General features: G+C 73.7%; 22 protein-coding genes. 13 read left to right on the top strand and 9 right to left on the bottom strand.

Annotation, left to right across the window (positions count from 1 at the left end; translation table 11 throughout):
• Positions 1 to 239: 239 nt before the first annotated feature.
• The 7 genes from ACFYMM_RS36330 (at position 240) to ACFYMM_RS36300 (ending at position 6,600) form a co-directional block, all read left to right on the top strand.
• Positions 240 to 1,730: a sensor histidine kinase gene (locus ACFYMM_RS36330; protein WP_388394916.1), complete on the top strand. Its 1,491-nt coding sequence runs from the start codon at positions 240 to 242 to the stop codon at positions 1,728 to 1,730.
• Positions 1,727 to 2,134, top strand: a complete 408-nt coding sequence (locus tag ACFYMM_RS36325; RefSeq protein ID WP_388394913.1) for a roadblock/LC7 domain-containing protein — start codon at positions 1,727 to 1,729, stop codon at positions 2,132 to 2,134. Before ACFYMM_RS36330 ends, ACFYMM_RS36325 begins: the two co-directional genes overlap by 4 nt.
• Positions 2,131 to 2,478, top strand: coding sequence for a DUF742 domain-containing protein (locus tag ACFYMM_RS36320; RefSeq protein WP_388394910.1), 348 nt, complete (start codon positions 2,131 to 2,133; stop codon positions 2,476 to 2,478). Before ACFYMM_RS36325 ends, ACFYMM_RS36320 begins: the two co-directional genes overlap by 4 nt.
• Positions 2,459 to 3,085: an ATP/GTP-binding protein gene (locus tag ACFYMM_RS36315; RefSeq protein WP_388394907.1), complete on the top strand. Its 627-nt coding sequence runs from the start codon at positions 2,459 to 2,461 to the stop codon at positions 3,083 to 3,085. Before ACFYMM_RS36320 ends, ACFYMM_RS36315 begins: the two co-directional genes overlap by 20 nt.
• A complete protein-coding gene (locus tag ACFYMM_RS36310; RefSeq protein ID WP_388394904.1) occupies positions 3,082 to 4,290 on the top strand; it encodes a cytochrome P450 in 1,209 nt (402 codons plus the stop codon). Before ACFYMM_RS36315 ends, ACFYMM_RS36310 begins: the two co-directional genes overlap by 4 nt.
• 24 nt (positions 4,291 to 4,314) lie before the next feature.
• Complete coding sequence (locus ACFYMM_RS36305) at positions 4,315 to 5,520, top strand: cytochrome P450 (RefSeq protein ID WP_388394902.1); 1,206 nt, start codon at positions 4,315 to 4,317, stop codon at positions 5,518 to 5,520.
• A 90-nt stretch (positions 5,521 to 5,610) separates the two neighbouring features.
• The gene (locus ACFYMM_RS36300; protein ID WP_388394900.1) at positions 5,611 to 6,600 is read left to right on the top strand and encodes an aldo/keto reductase; all 990 of its coding nucleotides are present in this window, start codon (positions 5,611 to 5,613) and stop codon (positions 6,598 to 6,600) included.
• Between the two features lie 22 nt (positions 6,601 to 6,622).
• Here the strand turns inward: ACFYMM_RS36300 and ACFYMM_RS36295 are convergent, their stop codons facing one another.
• From ACFYMM_RS36295 to ACFYMM_RS36285, 3 genes are read right to left on the bottom strand one after another with little or no spacing between them, the layout of a single operon-like run.
• Positions 6,623 to 7,375 (bottom strand): metallophosphoesterase, encoded by a 753-nt coding sequence (locus tag ACFYMM_RS36295; protein ID WP_388394897.1) that lies wholly within the window; start codon positions 7,373 to 7,375, stop codon positions 6,623 to 6,625.
• Positions 7,372 to 7,641: a BON domain-containing protein gene (locus ACFYMM_RS36290; protein WP_388394895.1), complete on the bottom strand. Its 270-nt coding sequence runs from the start codon at positions 7,639 to 7,641 to the stop codon at positions 7,372 to 7,374. Before ACFYMM_RS36290 ends, ACFYMM_RS36295 begins: the two co-directional genes overlap by 4 nt.
• A complete protein-coding gene (locus ACFYMM_RS36285) occupies positions 7,638 to 8,342 on the bottom strand; it encodes a hypothetical protein (protein WP_388394892.1) in 705 nt (234 codons plus the stop codon). Before ACFYMM_RS36285 ends, ACFYMM_RS36290 begins: the two co-directional genes overlap by 4 nt.
• A gap of 137 nt (positions 8,343 to 8,479) precedes the next feature.
• Between ACFYMM_RS36285 and ACFYMM_RS36280 the strand changes: the two genes are divergently transcribed.
• Positions 8,480 to 9,664, top strand: a complete 1,185-nt coding sequence (locus ACFYMM_RS36280) for a PP2C family protein-serine/threonine phosphatase (protein WP_388394890.1) — start codon at positions 8,480 to 8,482, stop codon at positions 9,662 to 9,664.
• Here ACFYMM_RS36280 and ACFYMM_RS36275 read toward each other — a convergent pair.
• From ACFYMM_RS36275 to ACFYMM_RS36260, 4 genes are all read right to left on the bottom strand, one after another.
• Positions 9,639 to 10,145, bottom strand: coding sequence for a hypothetical protein (locus tag ACFYMM_RS36275; protein ID WP_388394889.1), 507 nt, complete (start codon positions 10,143 to 10,145; stop codon positions 9,639 to 9,641). The genes ACFYMM_RS36280 and ACFYMM_RS36275 overlap by 26 nt on opposite strands.
• 223 nt (positions 10,146 to 10,368) lie before the next feature.
• Complete coding sequence (locus ACFYMM_RS36270) at positions 10,369 to 11,184, bottom strand: SAM-dependent methyltransferase (protein ID WP_388394887.1); 816 nt, start codon at positions 11,182 to 11,184, stop codon at positions 10,369 to 10,371.
• Between the two features lie 118 nt (positions 11,185 to 11,302).
• Positions 11,303 to 11,515, bottom strand: coding sequence for a DUF397 domain-containing protein (locus tag ACFYMM_RS36265; protein WP_388394976.1), 213 nt, complete (start codon positions 11,513 to 11,515; stop codon positions 11,303 to 11,305).
• Between the two features lie 25 nt (positions 11,516 to 11,540).
• The gene (locus tag ACFYMM_RS36260; protein ID WP_388394885.1) at positions 11,541 to 12,416 is read right to left on the bottom strand and encodes a helix-turn-helix domain-containing protein; all 876 of its coding nucleotides are present in this window, start codon (positions 12,414 to 12,416) and stop codon (positions 11,541 to 11,543) included.
• 322 nt (positions 12,417 to 12,738) lie between these two features.
• Here ACFYMM_RS36260 and ACFYMM_RS36255 point away from each other — a divergent pair, with 322 nt between their 5' ends.
• The 3 genes from ACFYMM_RS36255 to ACFYMM_RS36245 all read left to right on the top strand — a co-directional run bounded on the left by ACFYMM_RS36255 (position 12,739) and on the right by ACFYMM_RS36245 (position 16,765).
• The gene (locus ACFYMM_RS36255; protein ID WP_388394883.1) at positions 12,739 to 13,398 is read left to right on the top strand and encodes an ATP-binding protein; all 660 of its coding nucleotides are present in this window, start codon (positions 12,739 to 12,741) and stop codon (positions 13,396 to 13,398) included.
• Between the two features lie 190 nt (positions 13,399 to 13,588).
• Complete coding sequence (locus tag ACFYMM_RS36250) at positions 13,589 to 14,245, top strand: GNAT family N-acetyltransferase (RefSeq protein WP_388394881.1); 657 nt, start codon at positions 13,589 to 13,591, stop codon at positions 14,243 to 14,245.
• A 108-nt stretch (positions 14,246 to 14,353) separates the two neighbouring features.
• Entirely contained in the window at positions 14,354 to 16,765 is a 2,412-nt protein-coding gene (locus tag ACFYMM_RS36245) for a Helicase associated domain protein (protein WP_388394878.1), read from the top strand.
• Between the two features lie 3 nt (positions 16,766 to 16,768).
• Here the strand turns inward: ACFYMM_RS36245 and ACFYMM_RS36240 are convergent, their stop codons facing one another.
• Complete coding sequence (locus ACFYMM_RS36240) at positions 16,769 to 17,227, bottom strand: flavodoxin family protein (protein WP_388394876.1); 459 nt, start codon at positions 17,225 to 17,227, stop codon at positions 16,769 to 16,771.
• 56 nt (positions 17,228 to 17,283) lie between these two features.
• Complete coding sequence (locus tag ACFYMM_RS36235) at positions 17,284 to 18,600, bottom strand: lipase family protein (RefSeq protein WP_388394874.1); 1,317 nt, start codon at positions 18,598 to 18,600, stop codon at positions 17,284 to 17,286.
• Between the two features lie 246 nt (positions 18,601 to 18,846).
• Here ACFYMM_RS36235 and ACFYMM_RS36230 point away from each other — a divergent pair, with 246 nt between their 5' ends.
• Complete coding sequence (locus ACFYMM_RS36230) at positions 18,847 to 19,533, top strand: lipoprotein (RefSeq protein WP_388394974.1); 687 nt, start codon at positions 18,847 to 18,849, stop codon at positions 19,531 to 19,533.
• 379 nt (positions 19,534 to 19,912) lie between these two features.
• Complete coding sequence (locus ACFYMM_RS36225; protein WP_388394871.1) at positions 19,913 to 21,559, top strand: NlpC/P60 family protein; 1,647 nt, start codon at positions 19,913 to 19,915, stop codon at positions 21,557 to 21,559.
• Positions 21,560 to 21,565: the final 6 nt, after the last annotated feature.

Below are 21,565 nucleotides of genomic sequence, written 5' to 3'. Positions count from 1 at the left end.
CCTCTGCCCCGCTCCCGGTGGCTCTGCCGGTCGGGGTGGTCGTCCGCTCTCCACCTGTTTTCGCCGTCATCGTATATATGTTTGGTTCGTTCACGACTGTCCCGCCCCCACGAGTCGTCCCAGGGATGACCATCCACTTCATGCAATACCCCCGGAACCTTTCTGTTCCGATCACTAACCCTCGTATAGTGACGACCAGTTCACTCTTGAGGTTCATTTCTCCCTACGAGACCGGACAGATGACCGTGCCCACGCATCCCGGCGACCAACCCTCCTTCCGCACCCTCGCGCCCGTCCTCGTGCCCACCGCCGCGTTGTCGGCGCTCGCGGTCGTCGCGGCCGTGACGGCCGCGCCGGGCTCGGTGCGCGCCCCGCTCGCCTGGGGCGCCGGCGCCGCCGCCGTCCTGCTGTGCGCGGCGGTGACCACGGCCGCGCAGGCCCTGCGCACCGGGCGCCGCACCCGGCGCAGGCTGGAGCAGGTCAGCGAGGACATCGGCCGGCTCCTGCGGCAACAGGCCCGGATCACCGAGGAGGCCCGCCAGGAGCAGCAGCGGCTGATCGACGAACTGGCGGAGCAGCGGGCCGAGTTCAGCGAGTCCTACGAACGGGAGCGGGCCCGCGTCGAGGCGGAGAGCAGCGGCGAACTGGAGCGGCTGGCCCGGGAGAACGCCCGGCTGGGCGCGGAGCTGGAGCGGGCCGGCCGGGAGCGTGCGGCGGCGATCGCCGCGACCTCCGGCGCAGCGGGACGTATGCAGGCCCTGGCCACGGCCACGCTCGCCGACCTCAGGGCCATGGAGGAGCGGCACACCGACGAGGACGTGCTCGCCGACCTGCTCCACCTCGACCACCGCACGGCCCAGGCCGGCCGGCTCGCCGACTCCGTCGCCGTGCTCACCGGGGCCCGCTCGGGCCGCCGTTGGGCGCGTCCGATCGCGATGGAGTCGATCCTGCGCGGCGCGATGGGCCGGATCGGCGGCTACCGCCGGGTGCGCGTCCACTCGGTGAGCGAGGCCGCCGTCGCCGGTCACGCCGCCGAGGGCGTGATGCACGCGCTCGCCGAACTCCTCGACAACGCCGCCACGTTCTCCCCGCCGACCGCCGAGGTGCACGTCTACGTCGAGGAGGTGCCGGCCGGCGTCATCGTCTCCGTGGAGGACAGCGGACTGGTCATGGGCGATGTGCAGCTGCGCCGCGCCGAACGGGCGGTCGCGGGCGACACCTTGGAGCTGGGCGGTCTGACCGGCACCCGGCTCGGCCTCGCCGTGGTGGGCCGGCTGGCCCGCAAACACGGCCTGAAGGTGTCGTTCCGGCCCTCCGCTCGCGGCGGCACCGGTGTGCTGATGCTCATCCCGCAGGACATCCTCGCCGGGCCGGCCGCCGCCGGGCCGGCCCGCCCCCGGGCGGAGCGGCCGGCACCGGCCCCGCCCTTGGTGGATCCCGCGCCGGTCCACGAGCCCTCCGACACCGACGAGGGCCCCGGCGGGCTGCCCCGGCGCCGGCGCGGCCGTACCCTCGCCGAGGCCGAGCGGTCCAGGCCGGGGGCGCGCCCCGCCGAGCCGCGGCCCGCGGCCCCCGCCGACGACACCCGGCTGCGGGCCGCCCGCTTCAGCAGCTTCCGGCAGGCCGTCCGCCCCCTGGCCGACGACCGGACGCCGCCGGAACCCGGCGAGCACACCTCCCCCGGCCCCTCCCACCCGCAGGCGCACCCGGAAGGCGACACCACTTCATGACCGTCAGGACCACCGCCGACGAGAAGCTCACCTGGCTCCTCCAGGGCCTCCTGGAGCGGACCCCGGGCGCGCGGCACGCACTCGTCCTCTCCCGCGACGGGCTGAAGCTGTGCCGCACCCCGGAGCTGACCGTCGACCAGGCCGACCAGCTCGCCGCCATCGCCGCCGGCATCCAGTCGCTGTCGCACGGGGCGTCCGTCGAGTTCGGCGACGGCAGCGGCGGGGTGCGGTCGGCGATGACCGAGTTCTACGGCGGAGTGCTGTTCATCGTCGAGGCGGGCGAGGGCGCCCACCTGGCCGTGCTGACCACCGAGGACGCCGACGCCGGGCTGGTCGGGCACAACATGGGCGAACTGGTGGAGCAGCTCGGCGAGCACCTGACCGCTCCGCCTCGCACCTCATGAGCCGCCCCGGCAGGGACGACACGCCCGACCGGCTCTACACGATCACCCAGGGACGCAGCCGCACCGGCCCCGACGACCCCTTCGACCTGGTCACGCTCGTCGTCGCCGAGTCCCGGCCGGCCACCGGCATGCAGTCGGAGCACGCGGCGATCCTCAGGATCGCCGAGTTCCCGGTCTCCGTGGCCGAGATCGCCGCCGAGCTGCGCCTGCCCGTCGGCATCACCAAGGTGCTGCTGTGCGACCTGCTGGCGGCCGGCCGCGTCAGCGCCCGCCATCCGCACCGGCCGGCCATCACCGACCCCGACATCCTGGAGCAGGTGCTCGTTGGACTCCGCAACCTCTGAGGCGCGCACCCCGCTGGGTGCCACCGCCGACAACGGTCTGAAGATCGTGGTGGTGGGCGGCTTCGGCGTCGGCAAGACCACCCTGGTCCGCTCGGTCAGCGAGATACGTCCCCTCAGCACCGAGGAGACCATGACCCAGGCCGGCGCGGCGATCGACGACACCGACCAGGTCCGCGGCAAGGCGGCCACCACGGTCGCCTTCGACTTCGGCCGGATCACGCTGGACGCGCGCAATGTGCTGTACCTGTTCGGTGCGCCGGGCCAGGAGCGGTTCTGGTTCCTGTGGGACCGGCTGTTCTCCGGCACGCTGGGCGCGGTCGTCCTCGTCGACACCCGCCGGATCGACGACTCCTGGTACGCCATCGACCGGCTCGAACACCACGGCACGCCGTTCGTCGTGGCCTGCAACGACTTCGGCGGCCCGGTGCACGCGCCCGAGGACGTGCGCGCCGCCCTCGACCTGGACCCGCGGGTGCCGCTGGTCGGCTGCGACGCCCGCTCCCGGGAGTCGGCCAAGCAGGTGCTGATCACGCTGGTGCGGCACGTCAAGAACCGGTACGCCGTCCCGTCCGTGCCGGCGGCCCCGCCCCGACAGGAGTTCGTGTGACCCCCGACGCCGTCCCGCTCAGCGGACCACGGTTCCAGACCGAACCCGCCCGCCTGTACCGGGAGATGCGGCGGGACCACGGGGCCGTGGCCCCGGTGCTGCTCGATGGCGAGGTACCGGCGTGGCTGGTGCTGGGCTATCGCGAGCTGCACCAGGTCACCGGTGATCCGGTGCTGTTCAGCCGGGACTCGGAGCTGTGGAGCCAGTGGGAGAACATCCCCGCCGACTGGCCGCTGCTGCCGATGATCGGCCGCCGGCAGCCGTCCATCCTGTACACCGTCGGCGAACGGCACCGCCGGCGCGCGGTGATGATCAGCGACGCGCTGGAGGCGGTGGACCCCTTCGAACTGCGCGGGCAGGCCGAGCGGTTCGCCGACGAACTCGTCGACGCCGTCTGCACGGCGGGCGAGGCCGACCTGATCGCCCAGTACGCGATGCTGCTGCCGGTGCGGGTGCTGGCCCGCCTGTACGGCTTCGCGGACGAGGACGGGCCGGGTCTGGTCACCGCCCTCAACGACATGATCGACGGCCGGGAGCGGGCCATCGCCGGGCAGACCCATCTGGCCTCCTCCATGGCCCAGTTGCTCGCCGACCGCCGGCGGGAGCCCGCCCGGGACGTGGTCTCCCGGATGCTCGCCGACGACGGCGGCTTCAGCGACGAGGAGATCGCCCAGGACCTGATGGTGATGATGGCGGCCGGGCATCAGCCGACCGCCGACTGGATCGGCAACTCGCTGCGGCTGATGCTCACCGACGACCGGTTCGCCGCCTCCCTGTTCGGCGGCCGCAACAGCGTCGCCGAGGCGATGAACGAGGTGCTGTGGGAGGACGCGCCCACCCAGAACGTGGCGGGCCGCTGGGCCTCGCGCGACACCCACCTCGGGGGCCGCCGCATCCGGGCCGGTGACCTGCTGCTGCTCGGACTGCAGGGCGCCAACTCCGATCCGCAGGTCCGCACCGACGCCTCCGCGCTGACCGGCGGCAACAGCGCGCACTTCGCCTTCGGGCACGGCGAGCACCGCTGCCCCTTCCCCGCGCAGGAGGTCGCCGAGGTGATCGCGCGGACCGGCATCGAGGTCGTCCTGGACCGGCTGCCGGACATCGATCTGGCGGTACCCGCCGAGTCCCTGGCCCGGCGGCCCTCGCCGTGGCTCCGGGGACTGACCCGGCTTCCCGTCCGGTTCACCCCCGTCCCCGCGCTCTGACCCTGCCCCTGGAGGCACCCGAGTATGAGCACGCGCATAGCCCTCGACCCGTTCGTCGGCGACCTGGACGGCGAGAGCGCCCGGCTCCGCGCCGCGGGGCCGCTCGCCGCCGTGGAACTCCCCGGCGGCGTGCCGGTGTGGGCGGTCACCCACCACGCCGAGGCCAGGCGACTCCTCACCGATCCTCGCCTGGTGAAGGACATCGACGTCTGGGGTGCCTGGCGGCGCGGCGAGATCCCCGCCGACTGGCCGCTGATCGGGCTCGCCAACCCGGGCCGTTCCATGCTCACCGTGGACGGCGCCGAGCACCGCCGGATGCGCTCGCTCGTCGCGCAGGCACTCACCCCGCGCCGCGTCGAGCAGCTGCGGGAGCGGATCACCAAGCTGACGCAGAACCTGCTCGAGGGCCTCGAGGGCGACGTCGTGGACCTGAAGGCGGCCTTCGCCTACCCGCTGCCCATGTACGTCATCGCCGACCTCATGGGCATCGAGGAGTCCCGGCTGCCCCGCCTGAAGATGCTGTTCGAGAAGTTCTTCTCCACCCAGACCCCGCCCGGGGAGGTCGTCGCCACCCTCACGGAGCTGGCGGGGATCATGGCCGGGACGGTCGCCGCCAAGCGGGCCGAGCCGGGCGACGACCTGACCAGCGCGCTGATCCTGGCCTCCGAGGACGGCGACCGCCTCACCGACGAGGAGATCGTCTCCACCCTCCAGCTGATGGTCGCGGCCGGCCACGAGACGACGATCTCCCTGATCGTCAACGCCGTCGTCAACCTCTCCACCCATCCGGAGCAACGCGCCCTCGTGCTGTCCGGCGAGGCGGACTGGCAGGCGGTGGTCGAGGAGACCCTGCGTTATTCCACCCCCACCTCGCACGTGCTGATCCGCTTCGCCACCGAGGACGTCCCGGTCGGCGACAAGGTGATCCCCGCCGGGGACGCGCTGATCGTGTCGTACGGCGCGATAGGCCGCGACGAGCGGGCGCACGGACCGACGGCGGGCGCCTTCGACGTCACCCGGCGGAGCGCGAACCGGCACATCTCCTTCGGCCACGGCCCGCACGTCTGCCCGGGCGCGGCCCTGTCCCGCCTGGAGGCCGGCGTGGCGCTCCCCGCCCTCTACGAGCGCTTCCCCCGCCTGGACCTGGCGGTCCCGGCCACCGAGCTGCGGAACAAGCCCGTGGTGACCCAGAACGACCTCTTCGAACTGCCGGTGCGGCTCAACCCCTAGCCGGGCGCCGGGCGCCGGCTTGACTTCGCGTGCGCTCGAAGTCGTAGCGTCCGAGGAGAACACCACGTGCAAGGAAAGGCTGGAACTGACATGCGACAGCGCAGTCTGCGGGATCTCCAGGTGTCGGCCATCGGCCTCGGCTGCATGGGAATGTCCGCCTTCTACGGCTCCGCGGACCAGGACGAGGGCATCAAGACCATCCGGCGTGCGCTGGAACTGGGGATCACCTTCCTCGACACGGCGCAGATGTACGGGCCGCTGACCAACGAGTCGCTGGTCGGCGAGGCCGTCAGGGGGCACCGCGACGAGTACGTGATCGCGACCAAGTTCAACTACCGGATGGACGACGCCGTCCCGGGCGACATGAGCACGGTGGGCCGCCAGGACGGCTCGGCCGAGCATGTGCGCAGCTCGGTCCACGGCTCGCTCAAGCGTCTGGGCACCGACTACATCGACCTCTACTACCAGCACCGGGTCGACCCGAACGTGCCCATCGAGGAGACCGTCGGCGCCCTGGCGGAGCTGGTCGCCGAGGGCAAGGTGCGGCACATCGGGCTGAGCGAGGCGGCGGCGGAGACCATCCGGCGGGCCCACGCCGTCCACCCCGTCACCGCCGTCCAGACCGAGTACTCGCTGTGGACCCGCGACCCGGAGGCCGAGGTCCTGCCCGCCTGCCGGGAACTCGGGATCGGGTTCGTGCCCTACTCGCCGCTCGGCCGCGGCTTCCTCGCCGGCCGCTTCTCCTCCCCCGAGGAGCTGGACGAGAACGACTACCGGCGCAGCAGCCCGCGCTTCACCGACGCCAACATCCAGGCGAACGTGCGCCTGGCGGACAAGGTGAAGGAGATCGCCGCGGAGAAGGACGTGACCCCGGCGCAGCTGGCGATCGCCTGGGTGCTGGCCCAGGGCGAGGACCTGGTGCCGATCCCGGGCACCAAGCGCCGCAGCTACCTGGAGCAGAACGCGGGCGCGGTGGACATCGAGCTGACCAAGGACGACCTGGCCCGCATCGACGCCGAACTGCCGCCGGTGGCGGGAGAGCGGTACGACGAGGCGGGGATGCGGACCGTCAACCGCTGAGGCCCTGTCGCCGGTACCGGCCCTACGGGACGGCGCTCTCCAGGGCCGGCTCGCGCGCGTGCAGGTGGTAGACGTGGAAGGCCCGGCCGATGACCGGCTGGGCCACGTTGCGGACGCGGACCCCGCCGCTGGTCATGCCGTGCTCGGTGCCGGCGTGGGCGTGGCCGTGGACGGCGAGGTCGGCGCCGCCGGTGTCGATGGCCTCGGCCAGCAGATAGCTGCCGAGGAACGGATAGATCTCCGGCGGCTCACCGGCCAGGGTGTCCGGCACGGGCGAGAAGTGGGTCAGCGCGATCCGTACGTCGCACTGCCGTCCGTCCAGCTCCTGGAGGGCCGCGCGCAGGCCGTCGGCGCGCCGGCGGGAGTACCGGACGAACTCCTTCATGATCGGCTCGCCGAACTCCCCGGCGCAGCGGCCGACGAAGCCGCCGCCGAAGCCCTTGGTGCCGGCCACGCCGATGCGCGCGGCGCCGCTCGCCACCACGACGGCCTGCCCTTCCAGGACATGCGCGCCCGCCCCCCGGATGATCTCGCCGACCTCCTCGGCCCGGTCGGCGTGGTGGTCGTGGTTGCCGAGGACGGCGACGACCGGCACCGGCAGGTCCTGGATCTCCCGGGCCACGATCTTGGCCTCCTCGGGGGTGCCGTGCCGGGTGAGGTCCCCGGCCAGCAGCAGGGCGTCGGCGCACTCGGGCAGGGTCTCGAAGGACGGGCGGAGCGTGCCCTGGCTCTCGGGTCCCATGTGGATGTCTCCCACGGCGGCGATCCGGATCATGGCAGCTCCTCCGCGTGGTCGGGCGAGGAGGTCCCAGCGATCAGGATGTCGCTGTGCACCGGGTGCCCCGCCAGCTCCTCCCCGGCCATGCGCAGGATCTCGTCACGGCACTGCGCGGACGGCACGGTGCCGGTCAGCAGCACGGCGTCGCCTCTCGGCACGAGCCGGATGCCCAGTTCGCCGAGGGGGCCGGCGGCGAGGTGGTCGGCGAGGTGGGCCACCTGGTAGTCGAGACTCTCCGCGTGGGCGGCGTGGTGGTGGGTCATGGCTGTCCCTCCCGAGGGACGATCACGTTCAGCCGTTCGAGGAGGAAGAGGAACGCGGCGGGCATCGGCTCCTCGCCGCAGGAGCCCCGTACGTGCTCCCAGTCGACCTTCTCGCGCAGCGCCCGGGCCACCGGCAGCACCGAGCCGAAGTCGCAGTGGTGCTCGGAGAAGGCGGTGACCAGGCCGCGCATCAGGTCGGTGGGCGCGAGAACGGGCATGTGCACGGAGTCGACCGGGATGTCCTGCGCCCGGTCGAGCATGTCCGGGGTGACGGGGCGGTGCCCCAGTTCGAAGATGATGTCGACGGGCTGTCCCAGGCAGGTGGTCTTGAGCAGCCAGTCCTCCGGCGGGATGCGCACCTGCAGACCGGCCTCGCGCAGGGTGGCGGCCACGGCGTCGGCGTCGTCGGGCAGGATGCAGAAGTCGGCGTCGTGCTGGAGGTGGCGGCTGCCGCCGTGGGCGTACACGGCGACGCTGCCGGCCAGCGCGAAGGTGTGTCCCGCCTTCTTCAGCAGAGCGCCCATCTGCTTGGCGGTCTCCAGGATCGCCTGGCTGCGGTCGCGCGGCAGGTCCTCGGCGTCCGGCGGGTCCGGCGAGTGCCGTGCCACCGTGGCCGGCCGCTCCGGTCCCTCCGGCGCCAGGCGCAGCTCGGTGGCCTCCCGTCGCCGGGCCGGCGTCGTCTCCTCGCCGTTCTGCGTCATGACCACTCCCCTCACCAGTGGTGGCGCCCCGACGGCCGACAGGCCCTGGGACAGTGCGGGTACCCGATGGGCGTGCGCCGACACCGGGCGCGGGCGGTGAGTGGCCGCCCGACCGGCGGTGGCGCACGCTGGTAGCCATGGGGCCCGGGCGGAGCATCGGGGAACTGCGGCAGTCGTGGCAGTCGGCCCATGCGCTGCTGCTGCTTCCGGTCGCCTTCATCGTGGTGATCACGGTGGTGGACCTGCGCACCCCTGAGAACGTCCATCTCGGGCCCGCGCTGGTCATCGCCCCGGCGCTCACGCTGTCCTTCGCGGGACCGCGGACGACGGCCTTCGTCGGGGCGCTGGCGGTGGCCGCCCAGGTGGTCATCGCCGTCTTCCACGGCGGGTTGGGCAGCACCAACCACCTCGTGCAGATCGTCGCCCTGACCGTCCTCTCGGTGCTGTTGGTGGTCTACGGCACGGTCCGCGAGCGGCGCCGGGCCCAGCTGGCCCAGGTCCGCACGGTGGCGGAGGCCGCCCAGCACGTGCTGATGTGGCCGCTGCCGGAGCAGATCGGCCCGCTGCGGATCGCCTCCCTCTACCTGGCCGCCGAGGACGAGGCGCAGATCGGCGGCGACCTGTACGCCACGACCAGGACGGACGACGCCGTCCGGGTCCTGATCGGCGACGTCCGCGGCAAGGGCCTGTCCGCCATCGGCGAGGCCGCGCTGCTGCTCGGCGCCTTCCGGGAGAGCGCGCACCGGCACACCACCCTGCCGGGGCTGGCCGGCACCCTGGAGCAGAGCGTGAACCGGTACACGGCCGACTTCGAACCGCCGGAGGAGGTGGGCGAACGGTTCGCCACCGCCCTGCTGGTGGAGATCCCCGACCGGGACCCGGTCACCCGCATGACCAGTTGCGGGCATCCGCCGCCGCTGCTGCTGAGCCCCGGGCACGCGGTCAGCGTCCCCAGCCTGCACCCCTCGCCGCCCCTCGGGGTGTACGAGCGCGCGGAGTACACGCTGGACGTGTTCTCCTTCGAACCCGGGGACACCCTGCTGCTGTACACCGACGGTGTCGTGGAGGCGCGGGACGCCCGGGGCCGTTTCTACCCGCTGACGGAGCGGGTGGCGCGGTGGACCGACGACAGCCCGGAGGCGCTGATGCACCACATCCGGCGCGACCTCCTCGCCCACGCCGGGGGGCGCTTGGACGACGACGCGGCGCTCATCGCCCTGCACCGCACTCCCGCGCCGTCGCAGCGCCGCCAGCGCGGGCACCGTTCCCAGGCCGGTGCCCGCGGTCCCGTGGAGGTCAGCCGACGGGCTTCAGGTCGCTGATCTTCAGCGTCCTGAGGTCGGACTGGACGTCGATGCTGGTGACCTCGGCGCCGGTGCCGTCGCTCCAGGTGAGGGTGACCCTGCTGGTGGCGTGGCCGGCGCCGGAGCCGGTGTAGACGACCTTCCACTTCACGGGCACGTTCTGGGCGAAGAGGATGCCGTCGGCGTGCTCCTTCGCCTCGTAGGCGGCGACCTTCTTCTGGGCGGCCGAGGTCAGGTAGAAGGCGCGCAGGGCCTTGGCGTCGGCAGCCGCGGCGGGGTCCTGGTCGGACCAGACGGAGTCGATGTAGGCGCCGTAGAAGTCGGCGACGCGCTGGGTGACGTTGCGCGGGTCGCCCTGCGCGCCCGAAACGGCGGCCGGGCGGGCGGCGTGGCTCGCGCCGGTGCCGGCCAGGGCCGGGGTGACGGCGGCGAGGGACAGGCCGGCGGCGAGGGCGGCGGCGGTGAGCAGGGTCTTGCGGCTGCGGACATGCATGGACATGTGTGTCTTATCCCCGTTTTCTACGCGAACGGGCTGTTCCCGGGCGTCGACGGAGCTTAAGACCGCATTCCCCCCGGGCTGGTTCCGGCCCGTTCCGGGAAATTCCCCATCGGCCGAAGGACGCGAGAGGTTGCGTTGCATTCCGGACGTGCGGGGGTCTCTTTCGGTCAGCCGGGCTGCCCGCCACCGCCGGCCGGGGCTGTGCGCCCCGGCCGCGGGGTCGTCACGGCTTGCGGGCCACCGCCCCGTACATCGCGATGTCCTCGTCCCTGATGCCCTGCTCGCCGGTACCGTCCGGGTGCCAACGGTGGACCTGGACGATACCGGGCTCGACCAGCTCCAGGCCCTCGAAGAACTCGTGGGCCTCGGTGATGGTGCGCAGCCGCATCGGCATGTTGCGGGCCGCGTACTCGCGGGCGACCCGGCCCACCTCGTCGGGCGCGAACTCGGCGGTGCCGATGGACATCGCCAGGTAGCTGCCGGCGGGCAGGGGCTCCAGCAGACGGCGTACGACACCCACCGCGTCGTCCTCGTCGAGCATGAAGTGGACGATCGCGATCACCGTGAGCGCCACCGGCCGCGTCAGGTCGAGGGTCTCGCGCAGCTCGGGGGCGTCCAGGATGGCCGCCGGGTCACGGAAGTCGGCCTCGATGTACGACGTCCTTCCCTCGGGCGCGCTGGCCAGCAGGCCCTGGGAGAGGGTGAGGACGATGGGGTCGTTGTCGACGTAGACCACCCGGGACTCGGGGGCCACCGACTGGGCTATCTCGTGCAGGTTCGGGGAGGTCGGGATGCCGGTGCCGATGTCCAGGAACTGGCGCATCCCGGCCTCCTCGGCGAGCCAGCGCACGGCGCGGTTCATCCAGTCGCGGTTGGCGCGCATATGGATCGGGAGGGCGGGCCACTCCCGGGCCATCGCGTCGCCCGCCTCCTGGTCGGCGGGGTAGTAGTCCTTTCCGCCCAGGATGTAGTCGTAGATCCGCGCGGAGTGCGCGTTCTCGGTGTCGATGCGGTCGGCCGGCCATCCGTTGTCGGGCAACGTGGTGTCTCCCCTTCGAGTCGTGGAGGTGTGGGGGCGTGCGGTCGTGGAGGTGCGGAGGCGGGAAGGTGCTCAGGTGCGGACGTCCCTGGCGAACGGGCGGTAAAAACAAGGCGGTTCACAGGAGGAAGTCGGCGTCACCCGCCTTCACACCCGCCAGGAAACTTGTCATCTCGCGGGGGGTGAAAACCAGCGCCGGCCCGTCGGGGTCGGTCGACTGGCGCACGGCCACCCGCCCGTCCGCGAGCCTCTTGACCTCCACGCAGGCCCCTCCGGCGTCGTCGCTCCACGGCTTGGTCCAGCCGCGTACGCCCAGTTCCCGGGACGGCATGCCGTTGCGTATGAGGTGGTGCACGTCATAGCTCCTTGCGAATCGCGCCGAGGAGGGCCTCGGTCTTACGGGCGGGCGCCGCCTGGGCGCCCAACCGGTCCAGAGCCTCGCGGTACACCACGACGTCGTCCCCCTTGTCGAGGTAGACGGCGCCGACCAGCCCGTTGAGGTAGACGATGTCGGGCAGTTCACGCGCCCGGAACCGGAAGAGGTGGAACGCGCCCGCCCGCATGGCCGGGTGCGGGCCGTTGGCGAACGGCATGATCTGCAGGGTCACCTGGGGCAGCCGGTTGACCTCGATGAGATGGTCGACCTGGGCGCGCATCACCTCGGCGCCGCCGACCGGCCAGCGCAGCACCGTCTCGTCCATCACCACCCACAGCCGCGGCGGCCCCGGCCGGCCCAGCAGTTCCTGGCGGCGCATGCGAAGGGCCACCCGGCGTTCCGTCGCCTCGGCCGGAGCGTGCGGGTTGCCCGCGCCGAGCAGGGCGCGGGCGTACGCCTCGGTCTGCAGCAGGCCGTGCACGAACTGGTTCTCGTAGGCGCGGATCTGCAGGGCTGCCTGCTCCAGGCTGAGGTAGGCCGCGAACCAGTCCGGCATGACGTCACGGTAGGTGTGCCACCAGCCGCGTTTGTTGGCCTCGCGCACCGACTGCAGGAAGGTGTCGATCTCCTGCCGGTCGGTGACGCCGTAGACCTGGAGCAGCTTCTCGGCGTCCGCCAGCCGCAGCCGGGCGACCTTGGCGGCCTCCATCCGGCGGATCGTGGAGTGGCTGACGCCGATGGCGGCGCCCGCCTGCTCGTAGGTCAGACCGGCCCGGCACCGCAGCTCCTCCAGCTGCCGGCCGAGGATCATGCGCAGCACGGAGGGCGCGCCGCCCCAGTCGGTCTCCGCGGTCACGCCCTACCCCCTCGCACAGGTTCCAGGGTCACCGTCTCACGCGATCGTTTCCCGACGACGTTCGATCACTTGTCGACGGGAGCAGCATGCACTTGGCTTCTTGCAATTTTCAACTTGCCGGTTGCGGGCCGTTGTTGGCTGATGTCACAGTGGACTCACTGCTCCGGTCGACCGAAGGAGCAGGCGGTGCGGTCCGGTCGGGGGAGACGGGGCTGCCATCCGCCCCTGTCAGGGGCGGGTCGCCGTCTGCTTCCCACGCGGCCGGTGGACGAGAGACCGACCTGCCCCCCACGCTGCGAGGCCGGACGAAAGGCGTACGGCGATGGCTCCGCCCTCCCTCCCCCAGCCGCTGGACCGGCTCACCGCGGACCGGCTCCCCGGTGAGCACCCCCTGCCGATACCCCTTCCCCTGCCGCTGCCCGCCGCCGAGCGTGCGCAGCGGCCGTCGCCGGCGGCGATCACCCCTGTGCCACCCGGAGGCGAGCTGCCCGGTCGACTCCCTGGGCCCCACGGCCCCGACCGCCCGCTCGCCTCCGGGGCCGAACCGCCCCGCCCCGCCGGTGCGTTCGACCTGCCCGCGACCGCGGCGGCGGTCGCCGCGGCCCGCCGCGTCGTGCGGGCCCTGCTGTCCTCCTGGGGGGTCGGCGAGGACGTGCTGGACAACGCCGTGCTGGTCACCTCCGAGCTGGTCACCAACGCGCTGGTGCACTCGCCCGGCGAGCGGATCACCTGTCGGCTGCACGGCGGCACGGACCGGGTCCGCATCGAGGTCGAGGACCAGAACCGGGGCCCCACGCTCCCGGTGCCCCGCCGGTCCGGGCCCGACGACCAGAACGGCCGCGGCCTCTTCCTGGTCGACGCGCTCAGCAGTGACTGGGGCGTCACGGTCGTACCCGGCCGGCCGGCGCGTGTCGTCTGGGCCGAACTCCCCCACACCTCCGAAGGATCCTTACCCCATGGACCGACCCCCACCGATCCCTGACTTCTCGGCCGACCCCTCCTGGACCCGTACCCGACCCAAGCCGGGCACGGGCGGGCCGAGTTGACCGTGGGGGCCGGGTTCCCCCCACCCGGCCCCCACCTCCCTGACCGCCATCCGCCCCGCACCGGACCTACGGCAAGCGGCCCGCCCCGGATACATTCAGGGCCCAACACCGTCGCCAGGGGGGCACATGGTCTGGTCGTTCATCCGTCGTGGCCGGGGCGCGCCCGGGCTGCCGGTGCCCGGCCGGTGCGGGCCCGGCCGGCACGTCCTGGCCACCGAGCGGCTGCTGCTCTTCACTCCCCGGACCCTGCTGGACGTGGCGGCGGCGCTCGCGGCCAGCGCGGACGCGGAGGCGCAACGCTGGCTCGGCACCCGGGCCGACCGGGCGGTGCCCGACCCGGGCCGGCGCCGCGCCTTGCTGGAGATGCGGCCCGCCGGTGACGACGGCCGCCGTATCCCCCGGCATCTGGCCGGACGGTTCGAGCCCGGCCCCGATGACCCGCTGTTCCTGGTCTGTGTGCGCCGGACGGACGGCGCCTATGCCGGGGCACTGCAACTGGAGCCCCGCCGGGGCCAGATGGGCGGCTGGCTGGCCCCGCGCTGCCGTGGGCAGGGGCTGGGCGCCGAACTGTTCCGGGCCGGCGCGGTGCTCGGCCACACCCACTGCGGGATGGAGACGGTCCGGGCGGGCGCGGAGACCGGGAACACCGCGAGCCGGCGGGCACTGGCCCGCGCCGGCTTCGTACCGGACGAGGGGCCGCCCCGGCACACCCTGCCCGACGGCCGCGAGATCGACTCCGTCTGGGTCCGGCACGACGACGGACCTGCCTCGCGCTGCACCTGAGAGCGGCGGCACGTTTCCTCTGCACGGCCTGGCACCCGTCCGGCGTGTCTTCGCGAGGGTCCGACGGTCCGCGTCGTCCCCGCCGCCCCGGGCGCTATCGTCGGTGGCGTGAGACTACGTCCCCACCAGCGGGAAGCCGTGGACAAGGTGGTCCGGGCGCTCGGGCTGCCGGCCGGCGGGGCGCTGCCCCCACAGGGTCTGCGCACCCAGGTGGTCATGGCGACCGGGTCCGGGAAGACCCTGGTGGCGGTGCGCGCCGCGGAGGAGCTGCGGGCCGGCCGGGTGCTGGTGCTGGTGCCCTCCCTCGACCTGCTGGCGCAGACCGAGGCGGCATGGCGGGCGGGCGGCCGTACCGGCCCGGTGATCGGCGTGTCCTCGCTCCGCGGCGACCAGGCGGGCTTCCCGAACACCACGGACGTGGCCGAACTGGTCGCGCGGGTACGGCCGTTCGACAAGGTCACCGTCTTCGCGACGTACGCCTCCCTGGGCCTGGGCACGCTGGAGCGGGCGCACACCGCCGGGCTGCCCGGCTGGGACCTGGTCGTCGTGGACGAGGCGCACCGCACCTCCGGGCGGATCGGCAAGCCGTGGGCGGTGGTCCACGACAACGCCCGCGTCCCGTCGCTGCGGCGGCTGTACATGACGGCGACGCCCAGGCTGTGGCAGCCGGAGGAGGACGGCGGGGAGGGCGTGCCGGGTGAGCTGGTCGCCTCCATGGACGACGACCCGGACGGTCCCTTCGGCGCCCGCTGCCACACACTGACCCTGTCGGAGGCCATCGACCGGGGGATCTGCGCGCCCTACCAGGTGGTGTGCGTGGACGTCACCGACACCCGGCTGCAGGCCGCCCAGCTGCTGGGCGGCGAACGCGGTAGCGACGAGGTGCGCGGGGCCCGGCTGGCCGCGCTGCAGACGGCGCTGGTCAAGGCGGCGGCCGAGGAGAGGCTGCGGCGGACGCTGGTCTTCCATCACCTGGTCAAGGAGGCGGAGGCGTTCGCGGCCGGGCTGCCGGACGTCGCGGCGCGGCTGCACGCCGAGGCTCCCCGGACGTACCCGCGCGCCGTGTGGACCGAATGGCTGTGCGGGGACCACGCGCCGCCGCACCGGCGCCGTGTGCTCGACGGGTTCGCCCGCACCCGGCGGCGGGCCTTCCTCAGCTCGGTTCGGGTGCTCGGCGAGGGCGTGGACACCAAGCACTGCGACTCGGTGTACTTCGCCGACGTCCGGGGTTCCATGCCCGACCTGGTGCAGGCCGTGGGGCGGGCGCTGCGGGTGCGGCCCGGACAGGGCAAGACCGCCTCGCTGGTCGTGCCGGTGCTGCTGGGGCCGGGCGAGACGCCCGACACGATGCTCACCAGCCGGGCCTACGCGGGGCTCGCCCGGCTGCTGGAGGCGCTGCGCGCGCACGACACGCGGATCGTGGAGCGGCTGGCCGAGCCGCAGGCGCCGAGCCGCTCGCCCAAGGGGCGGGACCTGGGCGGCGGGGACGAGGAGGCAGGCGAGGGACCGCCGGGAGTGAGTGCCGGGGCCCGGGCCCTGCTGAAGTTCTCCACGCCGAGGGACCCGGCGCGACTGGCCGCGTTCATCGAACTGCGCGTCGTCAACCCGGAGCGCGCCCACTGGCTGCGCGGGGTGGAGGCCTCGGTGCTGTACGTCCGCGCGCACGGCGACCTGCGGGTGCCGTTCACCTTCCGGGTGCCGGCGGGCGAGGAGGCCGAGGCCGCGGGCTGGCCGCCGGCCCTCGCCGGTTTCCCGCTCGGGCAGTGGATCGCCGACGCCCGCCGCTTCCACGCGCGCGGCACCCTCGCACCGGACCGCGCGAGCCGGCTGGACCGGCTCGGGATGGTCTGGTCCCACTTCGACGTCGCCTGGGACGAGGGGCTGGCCGCCGCCCGTGCCTGGGCGGCCGAGCACGGCCATCTGCTGGCCCCGCAGGACGCCGCGCACCAGGGGTTCAAGGTGGGCATCTGGCTGAAGAACCAGCGGGCCGCGGCCCGCGCCGGGGAGCTGGCGGAGGAGCGGCGCGAGCAACTCGACGAGATCGACCCGGCCTGGTGCCCGGCCTGGCCGGTGGAGTGGCAGCGCCGCTTCCACCTCACCCGGCTCCACCTGGCGGAGGGCGGCCGGCTGCCCACGGCGCCGGGCGAGGCCGTACGGCAGGGTGAGGACCTCGGCCGCTGGGTGCGCGCCCAGCGGCTGGGCTGGGACGAGCTGAGCGTCGGCCGGCGGTGGCTGTGCGCCCATGTACTGGGCATCGAGCCCGCGAGCGAGGAGGAGCGGCCCTCGCCCCGGGTCCCGCACGCCGCCGCCTGGGCGCTCAACCTGGCCGCGGCCGCCCAGTTCCACCGGCGCGAGGGTCACCTGAGGGTGCCGCGCGGTCATGTGGAGATCCTCACCGAGGGCGCGCAGCGGCGGCCGGTCAGGCTGGGCGTGTGGATCGGCAACCAGCGCAGCCGCGCCGCCGCGCTGGCCCCCGAGCGGGTGCGGCAGCTGTCCGACCTCGGGATGAGGTGGACGTAGCGCTCAGGTGCCGGACGCGAGGCCGGCCGCGACCGTGGCACCCAGGTTCCAGCAGGCCTCGATGTCGTCCTTGCCGGGTTCGCCGGTCACGGTCACCGTCTCGGCCGCGCGGCGCCAGCCGAGGCCGGTGGTGACGGAGTCGATGCCGCGCACGGCACCGGTGACGTCGTTGCCGCCGTGGACGTAGGTGCCGAAGGGGCGGCCCCGGGTCTCGTCGAGGCACGGGTAGTAGATCTGGTCGAAGAAATGCTTGAGGGCCCCCGACATGTAGCCGAGGTTGGCGGGCGTGCCGAGCAGGTATCCGTCGGCGGCGAGCACGTCGGAGGCGGTGGCGGACAGGGCCGCCCGCCGCACGACGCGCACGCCCTCGATCTCCGGCGTGGTCGCCCCGGAGACCACGGCCTCGAACAGCGCCTGGCAGTGGGGCGAGGGGGTGTGGTGCACGATCAGCAAGGTAGGCACGGTCAGACCCTGCCGTGCGGACCCGGCCACCCGCAAACCGGGCACGTCGCCCGGAGTCAGGGCTGGGCCGGCAGGGACCAGCAGGTGGAGGCGGCCGGCCTGCCGGACAGCCGGTCGGTGAGCCAGGCGATCGCGGCGCCCTGGTCGCTGAGCAGCGGGGCGAAGTGGTTGAGCAGGGCCCGGCCGACGCCGGGCAGCAGGACCGGCACATAGGTGACGTCGGCGCCCGCCCTGCACCAGTCGACGGCGAGCCGTCGCGCCTGCGCGTGCGGGACCAGGTCGTCGCTGACGCCGGTCGCCACCCGGACCGGGCTCGCCGGTCTCAGGGTGCCGATGCGCTGCCGGTCGAGGAAGGCCTTCAGTGCCGGCTCGGCGGCGACGATGTCGCTGATCGTCCTGCCGTCGGTGGTCCAGGCGGTGCTGTGCGCGGAGCCGTAGGCGAGGATCGCGTCGCCGACGCACATGGTGGACAGGTCGGCCAGGGCCGCCTTGCCGGCCGCGTTGAGGTGCGCCTCGGCGACGGGCCTCAGGGCGGGGTCCGACTGCACGAAGCCGTTGACCGCCCAGCCGAGGGCACCGGCCAGGTCGCTGCCGTCGATGGCCGCGGTGACGGCGGCCAGGTCGGCGGGCGGCGCCCCCGAGTAGGTGCCGGCCAGGGTGACGTCCGGGGCGTAGGAGGGCTGGAGTTCGGCGGCCGCCGCGGTCGCGCCGCCGCCCTGGCTGTAGCCGTACAGGCCGACCGGCGAGGCGGCCGTGACCGAGGCGCCGTCGACGGTCCGGGCGGCGCGTACGGCGTCCAGCACCGCGTGGGCGCCGTCGAGACGGTTGACGTAGGTGTGCAGCCGGTCCGTGGCGCCGAGGCCGACGTAGTCGGTGACGACGACGGCGACACCCTCGGCGAGCAGCCGGTAGATCGCCAGATCCTCGTAACCGACGGACAGGGTCCGGCCGTTGAGCGTCAGCGGATGTTCCAGCCCGAGCGAGGCCGCGCACTGGTCGCCCTGTCCCATGGTGCCGGGGGCGACGGCGACCAGCGGGCGCGGTCCCCCGTGCCGCCACACCGCGGTGGGCTCGATGTAGGCGCCGGTGACCGCGACCGGGTCGCCGTTGGAGTCGGTCGACTTGTACATCAGCCGGGTCGCGCGGCCCGGCAGCGGTCCGTCGATCCCGGGCAGGCTCAGCGCGAGCGGGAGGGGCTCACTGCGGATCACGGTGCCGTCGGCGGCTGGCAGGGCGGCGGGCGGGTCGTAGAAGGCGGGGATCGTCACCCCGCGCGAGACGACCGTGTCCGAGGCGGCGGCCGGGAGGGACTGGGCGCCGAGACAGGCGGCGGCGGCGACGGCGATCGCCAGCAGAGGGATGCGTACGGGCATGGGGAACCTCCTGGGCAGGGGAGGTGGAGGGGGTCTCCGAAGCGGCTGCCAGGACGGTACCGGCCAGGGTGTTACCGTGGGTAGCAGCCATGATGTTACGGTTCAGTAATGTGACTTGCTGTCAACAATGGTGATCTCGCTGTCGACAACGGCGGCACGTGGTACGGCGCGTCGGCCCCCTTGGTTACAGTGAGCCGCCTGCGGAACGAGGGGGGGACAGCCGTGCGGCTCGCGGTGGGGACGGTTATGGGCGGAGCGGCGCGGGTGGCGTTGCCGGCCGCAGTGGTGGCGGGCTCGCTGACCGGCTGCGCGGGGTCGCACGCCAGTGCGGCGAAGCCGGCTGCGACCGCGGGAGCAGCCGCCTCCGCAGGAGCGTCCGCCTCTACGGGGGCGGCCGCCGGGGTCGCGCAGAGCGGCGGCAGGCTCGGGGCGGCCGGGTCCGCCTGCGCCCTTCCGGTCAGCTTCGACTTCGCCCGGAACTGGAAGCCGAAGTCCATCGACGCCAAGCCTTCCACCGGCGGCTCCGGCAACGAACTGGCAGGTGACCCCGTCGACGCGCCGGCACACCAGGGACCGGTCACCGCCGCCTGCGAGATCGACGCCAAGCCCGCCGGGAACATCGGCTTCATCCGCGTGTGGACCGGCAAGCCGGACGCCGGCGACCCGCGCACCGTACTGAAGGCCTTCGTGTCCGCCGAGGGCCACACAAGCAAGGCGACGTACCGCGCCTTCAGCACCGGTGGCCTGGCCGGCGTGGAGGTCGACTACCTCTACACCAGCAAGCTCCTGGACGAGACGAAGCGGGAGAGCGCCCTCGCGGTCCCCACCCCGCACGGTCCGGTCGTCGTCCACCTCGGCGGGCTGGACACCCAGGAGCACCAGGAGATGCTCCCGGCGTACGAACTCGCCAAGCGGACCCTGCGCGTCACCTGACCCACGGCCGACGGAGCGTCAGCGCGCGGAAAACCGGCCACGATGGCCGAGTTGCGATGTCCAGCCTCGAACGGCGCGGCGAACATCACAAATTCGTATCGGACATTCCGCACTTCAACCTTCACACGAGTCACACATGTTCGTTAGGTTGACGTCAGGCCGCACGGCTCCCCCCGGCGAACCCCGCCGGGCCGCGTGGCCTCCGCTGAATCCGGGGCCCGCCGTGGCGTCCGGAGCCGGGGCCCCGACCGACACAGGGGTGAATCGACTCGACTGCCCCGCGGGCAGGGGTCGTAGGGCACGCCTTCCGCATTCGACCGCCCGAACCCTCCCCCAGCGCTCACCCGGGTAAGCGGTGCACGGAAGGAGTACGCCTCCTATGGCGTCGGAGAGCCGCGAGGTTCGGCAGCGAATCGACACCCTCTACACCCAGGCCGAGAACGCCACCGGGAACTTCAACGCCACCCGTGCCATGTCGGCGGGGACGCGCTCGCGCGGTGTCCCGCTGGCCAAGCGGCGGGGCTCGCGGCCGGACCCCGGGCTGGAGGAGATGACCCGGCAGTGGTTCGACGCGGCACGCGCCAGGACGGGACCGACCGTTGCGGCGGCGCTGCCCGCCGACCGGATGCCGGACGGGGCCCGTGGCCTGGCCAGGGGCGGTTCCTCGCGGGGTGAGTGGGCGTCCGGCGCGCGTGCCCTGCCCGAGCTGACCGCCGGGTCGGAACGTGCGGTGGCGGAACTGCTCGGCCTGCCCACGGCGGAGCCGGCCGCGCGCCCCGTACCGGAGCTGACCCGGGGGCCGGTGGCGGAGTTGACGAGCGGGCCGGTCGCAGAACTGACCGGCGCCACACCGGAGTTGCCGGCCGGCCGGACCGTCGCCGCGCTGCCCGCCGCGCCGGAGCCGCCGAGGGCCCTGCCCGCCGCGTCCGGCGCGGAGCCCGACCGGCGCTCCCCCGCCACCTCCAAGAGCCGCAACCAGCGCAAACTCACCGCCGCCCGGGACCTGTTGTCCCGCCGTGCGACGCAGCAGAGCGTGCCCCTGGCGGCGGTCCCGGCGGCGCCCACGCAGGACGCCTGGCCGGCGACGGAGGTACCGGGACAGCAGCAGTCGGACGACGAGTGGCGACGGCAGTTGCAGTGGGCGCTGCCCGGCGGGGGCACGACGGCGGGAGCCGCCCTGCCCCCCGCGGTCGCGGACACCTCCCTGGGCGCGGTCCCCGCCCCGCCGTCCGGTACGGCCACGGCGGCTCCCGGCACCATCGCGCCCTGGCCCGGCGCCATGACCGCACCGGCCGGCGGGGCGGACCCCCTCCCGCCCGTCACCGCCCAGCCCACCGCCGCCCCATCCTTCGACACCGCCGCTCAGTCCCTCGCCTTCCCGGCCACCGCCGACCCGTACCTCGGCGCGATCCCCACCCCGCCCACCACGACCCAACCGTCCCTGGGCGCCGCACCCACCGTTCCCGCCGAGGCGGCCCCGGCCACCGTCGACCCGTACCTCGGCGCGATCCCCGCCCCGCCCACCACGACCCATCCGTCCCTGGGCGCCGCACCCGCACCCGCCGGCATCGCCGATCCCTTCGGGCCGGGAGCCATCACCGATACCGGCTCCTTCGTGGCGCCCGCCGTCGCGTCCGTCACGGCCGTCGCCCCGGAGGCGGCCTACGCCGCGAGGGCCGCGAAGGCCGTGGAGTTCGCGCGGGCGCAGGTCGGCAGGCCGTGCGTCTGGGGGGCGACCGGGCCGGACTCGTACGACTGCTCCAGTCTCACCCAGGCGGCGTGGAAGGCCGCCGGGGTCACGCTGCCGCGGGCCGCCGCCCAGCAGGCGCTCGCCGGCACGCCGGTCACGCTCGCCGGGATCGAGGCCGGGGACATCGTCCTGTTCTTCGACAACGACAGCCACGTCGGCCTCTACACCGGCAACGGTCTGATGATCCACGCGCCGGGCCCGGGGGCGTTCATCCGGGAGGAGTCGGTCTACGGCGCCGGGGAGTCGGCCATCCACCGGGTGATCCGGCCCGCCTGACCCCCG

Source organism: Streptomyces sp. NPDC006739, assembly GCF_042869815.1.
GTDB lineage: Bacteria > Actinomycetota > Actinomycetes > Streptomycetales > Streptomycetaceae > Streptomyces.
This window is presented reverse-complemented; position numbering and strand designations above follow the sequence as displayed.

Excerpts from the sequence above, each read along its gene's own strand:
- ACFYMM_RS36290 (WP_388394895.1), bottom strand. The coding sequence starts at position 7,641 with ATGACCCACCACCACGCCGCCCACGCGGAGAGTCTCGACTACCAGGTG.
- ACFYMM_RS36250 (WP_388394881.1), top strand. The coding sequence starts at position 13,589 with ATGGTCTGGTCGTTCATCCGTCGTGGCCGGGGCGCGCCCGGGCTGCCG.
- ACFYMM_RS36305 (WP_388394902.1), top strand. The coding sequence starts at position 4,315 with ATGAGCACGCGCATAGCCCTCGACCCGTTCGTCGGCGACCTGGACGGC.
- ACFYMM_RS36295 (WP_388394897.1), bottom strand. The coding sequence starts at position 7,375 with ATGATCCGGATCGCCGCCGTGGGAGACATCCACATGGGACCCGAGAGC.
- ACFYMM_RS36275 (WP_388394889.1), bottom strand. The coding sequence starts at position 10,145 with ATGTCCATGCATGTCCGCAGCCGCAAGACCCTGCTCACCGCCGCCGCC.
- ACFYMM_RS36225 (WP_388394871.1), top strand. The coding sequence starts at position 19,913 with ATGGCGTCGGAGAGCCGCGAGGTTCGGCAGCGAATCGACACCCTCTAC.
- ACFYMM_RS36235 (WP_388394874.1), bottom strand. The coding sequence starts at position 18,600 with ATGCCCGTACGCATCCCTCTGCTGGCGATCGCCGTCGCCGCCGCCGCC.
- ACFYMM_RS36230 (WP_388394974.1), top strand. The coding sequence starts at position 18,847 with ATGGGCGGAGCGGCGCGGGTGGCGTTGCCGGCCGCAGTGGTGGCGGGC.
- ACFYMM_RS36280 (WP_388394890.1), top strand. The coding sequence starts at position 8,480 with ATGGGGCCCGGGCGGAGCATCGGGGAACTGCGGCAGTCGTGGCAGTCG.
- ACFYMM_RS36330 (WP_388394916.1), top strand. The coding sequence starts at position 240 with ATGACCGTGCCCACGCATCCCGGCGACCAACCCTCCTTCCGCACCCTC.
- ACFYMM_RS36285 (WP_388394892.1), bottom strand. The coding sequence starts at position 8,342 with ATGACGCAGAACGGCGAGGAGACGACGCCGGCCCGGCGACGGGAGGCC.
- ACFYMM_RS36325 (WP_388394913.1), top strand. The coding sequence starts at position 1,727 with ATGACCGTCAGGACCACCGCCGACGAGAAGCTCACCTGGCTCCTCCAG.
- ACFYMM_RS36255 (WP_388394883.1), top strand. The coding sequence starts at position 12,739 with ATGGCTCCGCCCTCCCTCCCCCAGCCGCTGGACCGGCTCACCGCGGAC.
- ACFYMM_RS36265 (WP_388394976.1), bottom strand. The coding sequence starts at position 11,515 with ATGCCGTCCCGGGAACTGGGCGTACGCGGCTGGACCAAGCCGTGGAGC.
- ACFYMM_RS36300 (WP_388394900.1), top strand. The coding sequence starts at position 5,611 with ATGCGACAGCGCAGTCTGCGGGATCTCCAGGTGTCGGCCATCGGCCTC.
- ACFYMM_RS36320 (WP_388394910.1), top strand. The coding sequence starts at position 2,131 with ATGAGCCGCCCCGGCAGGGACGACACGCCCGACCGGCTCTACACGATC.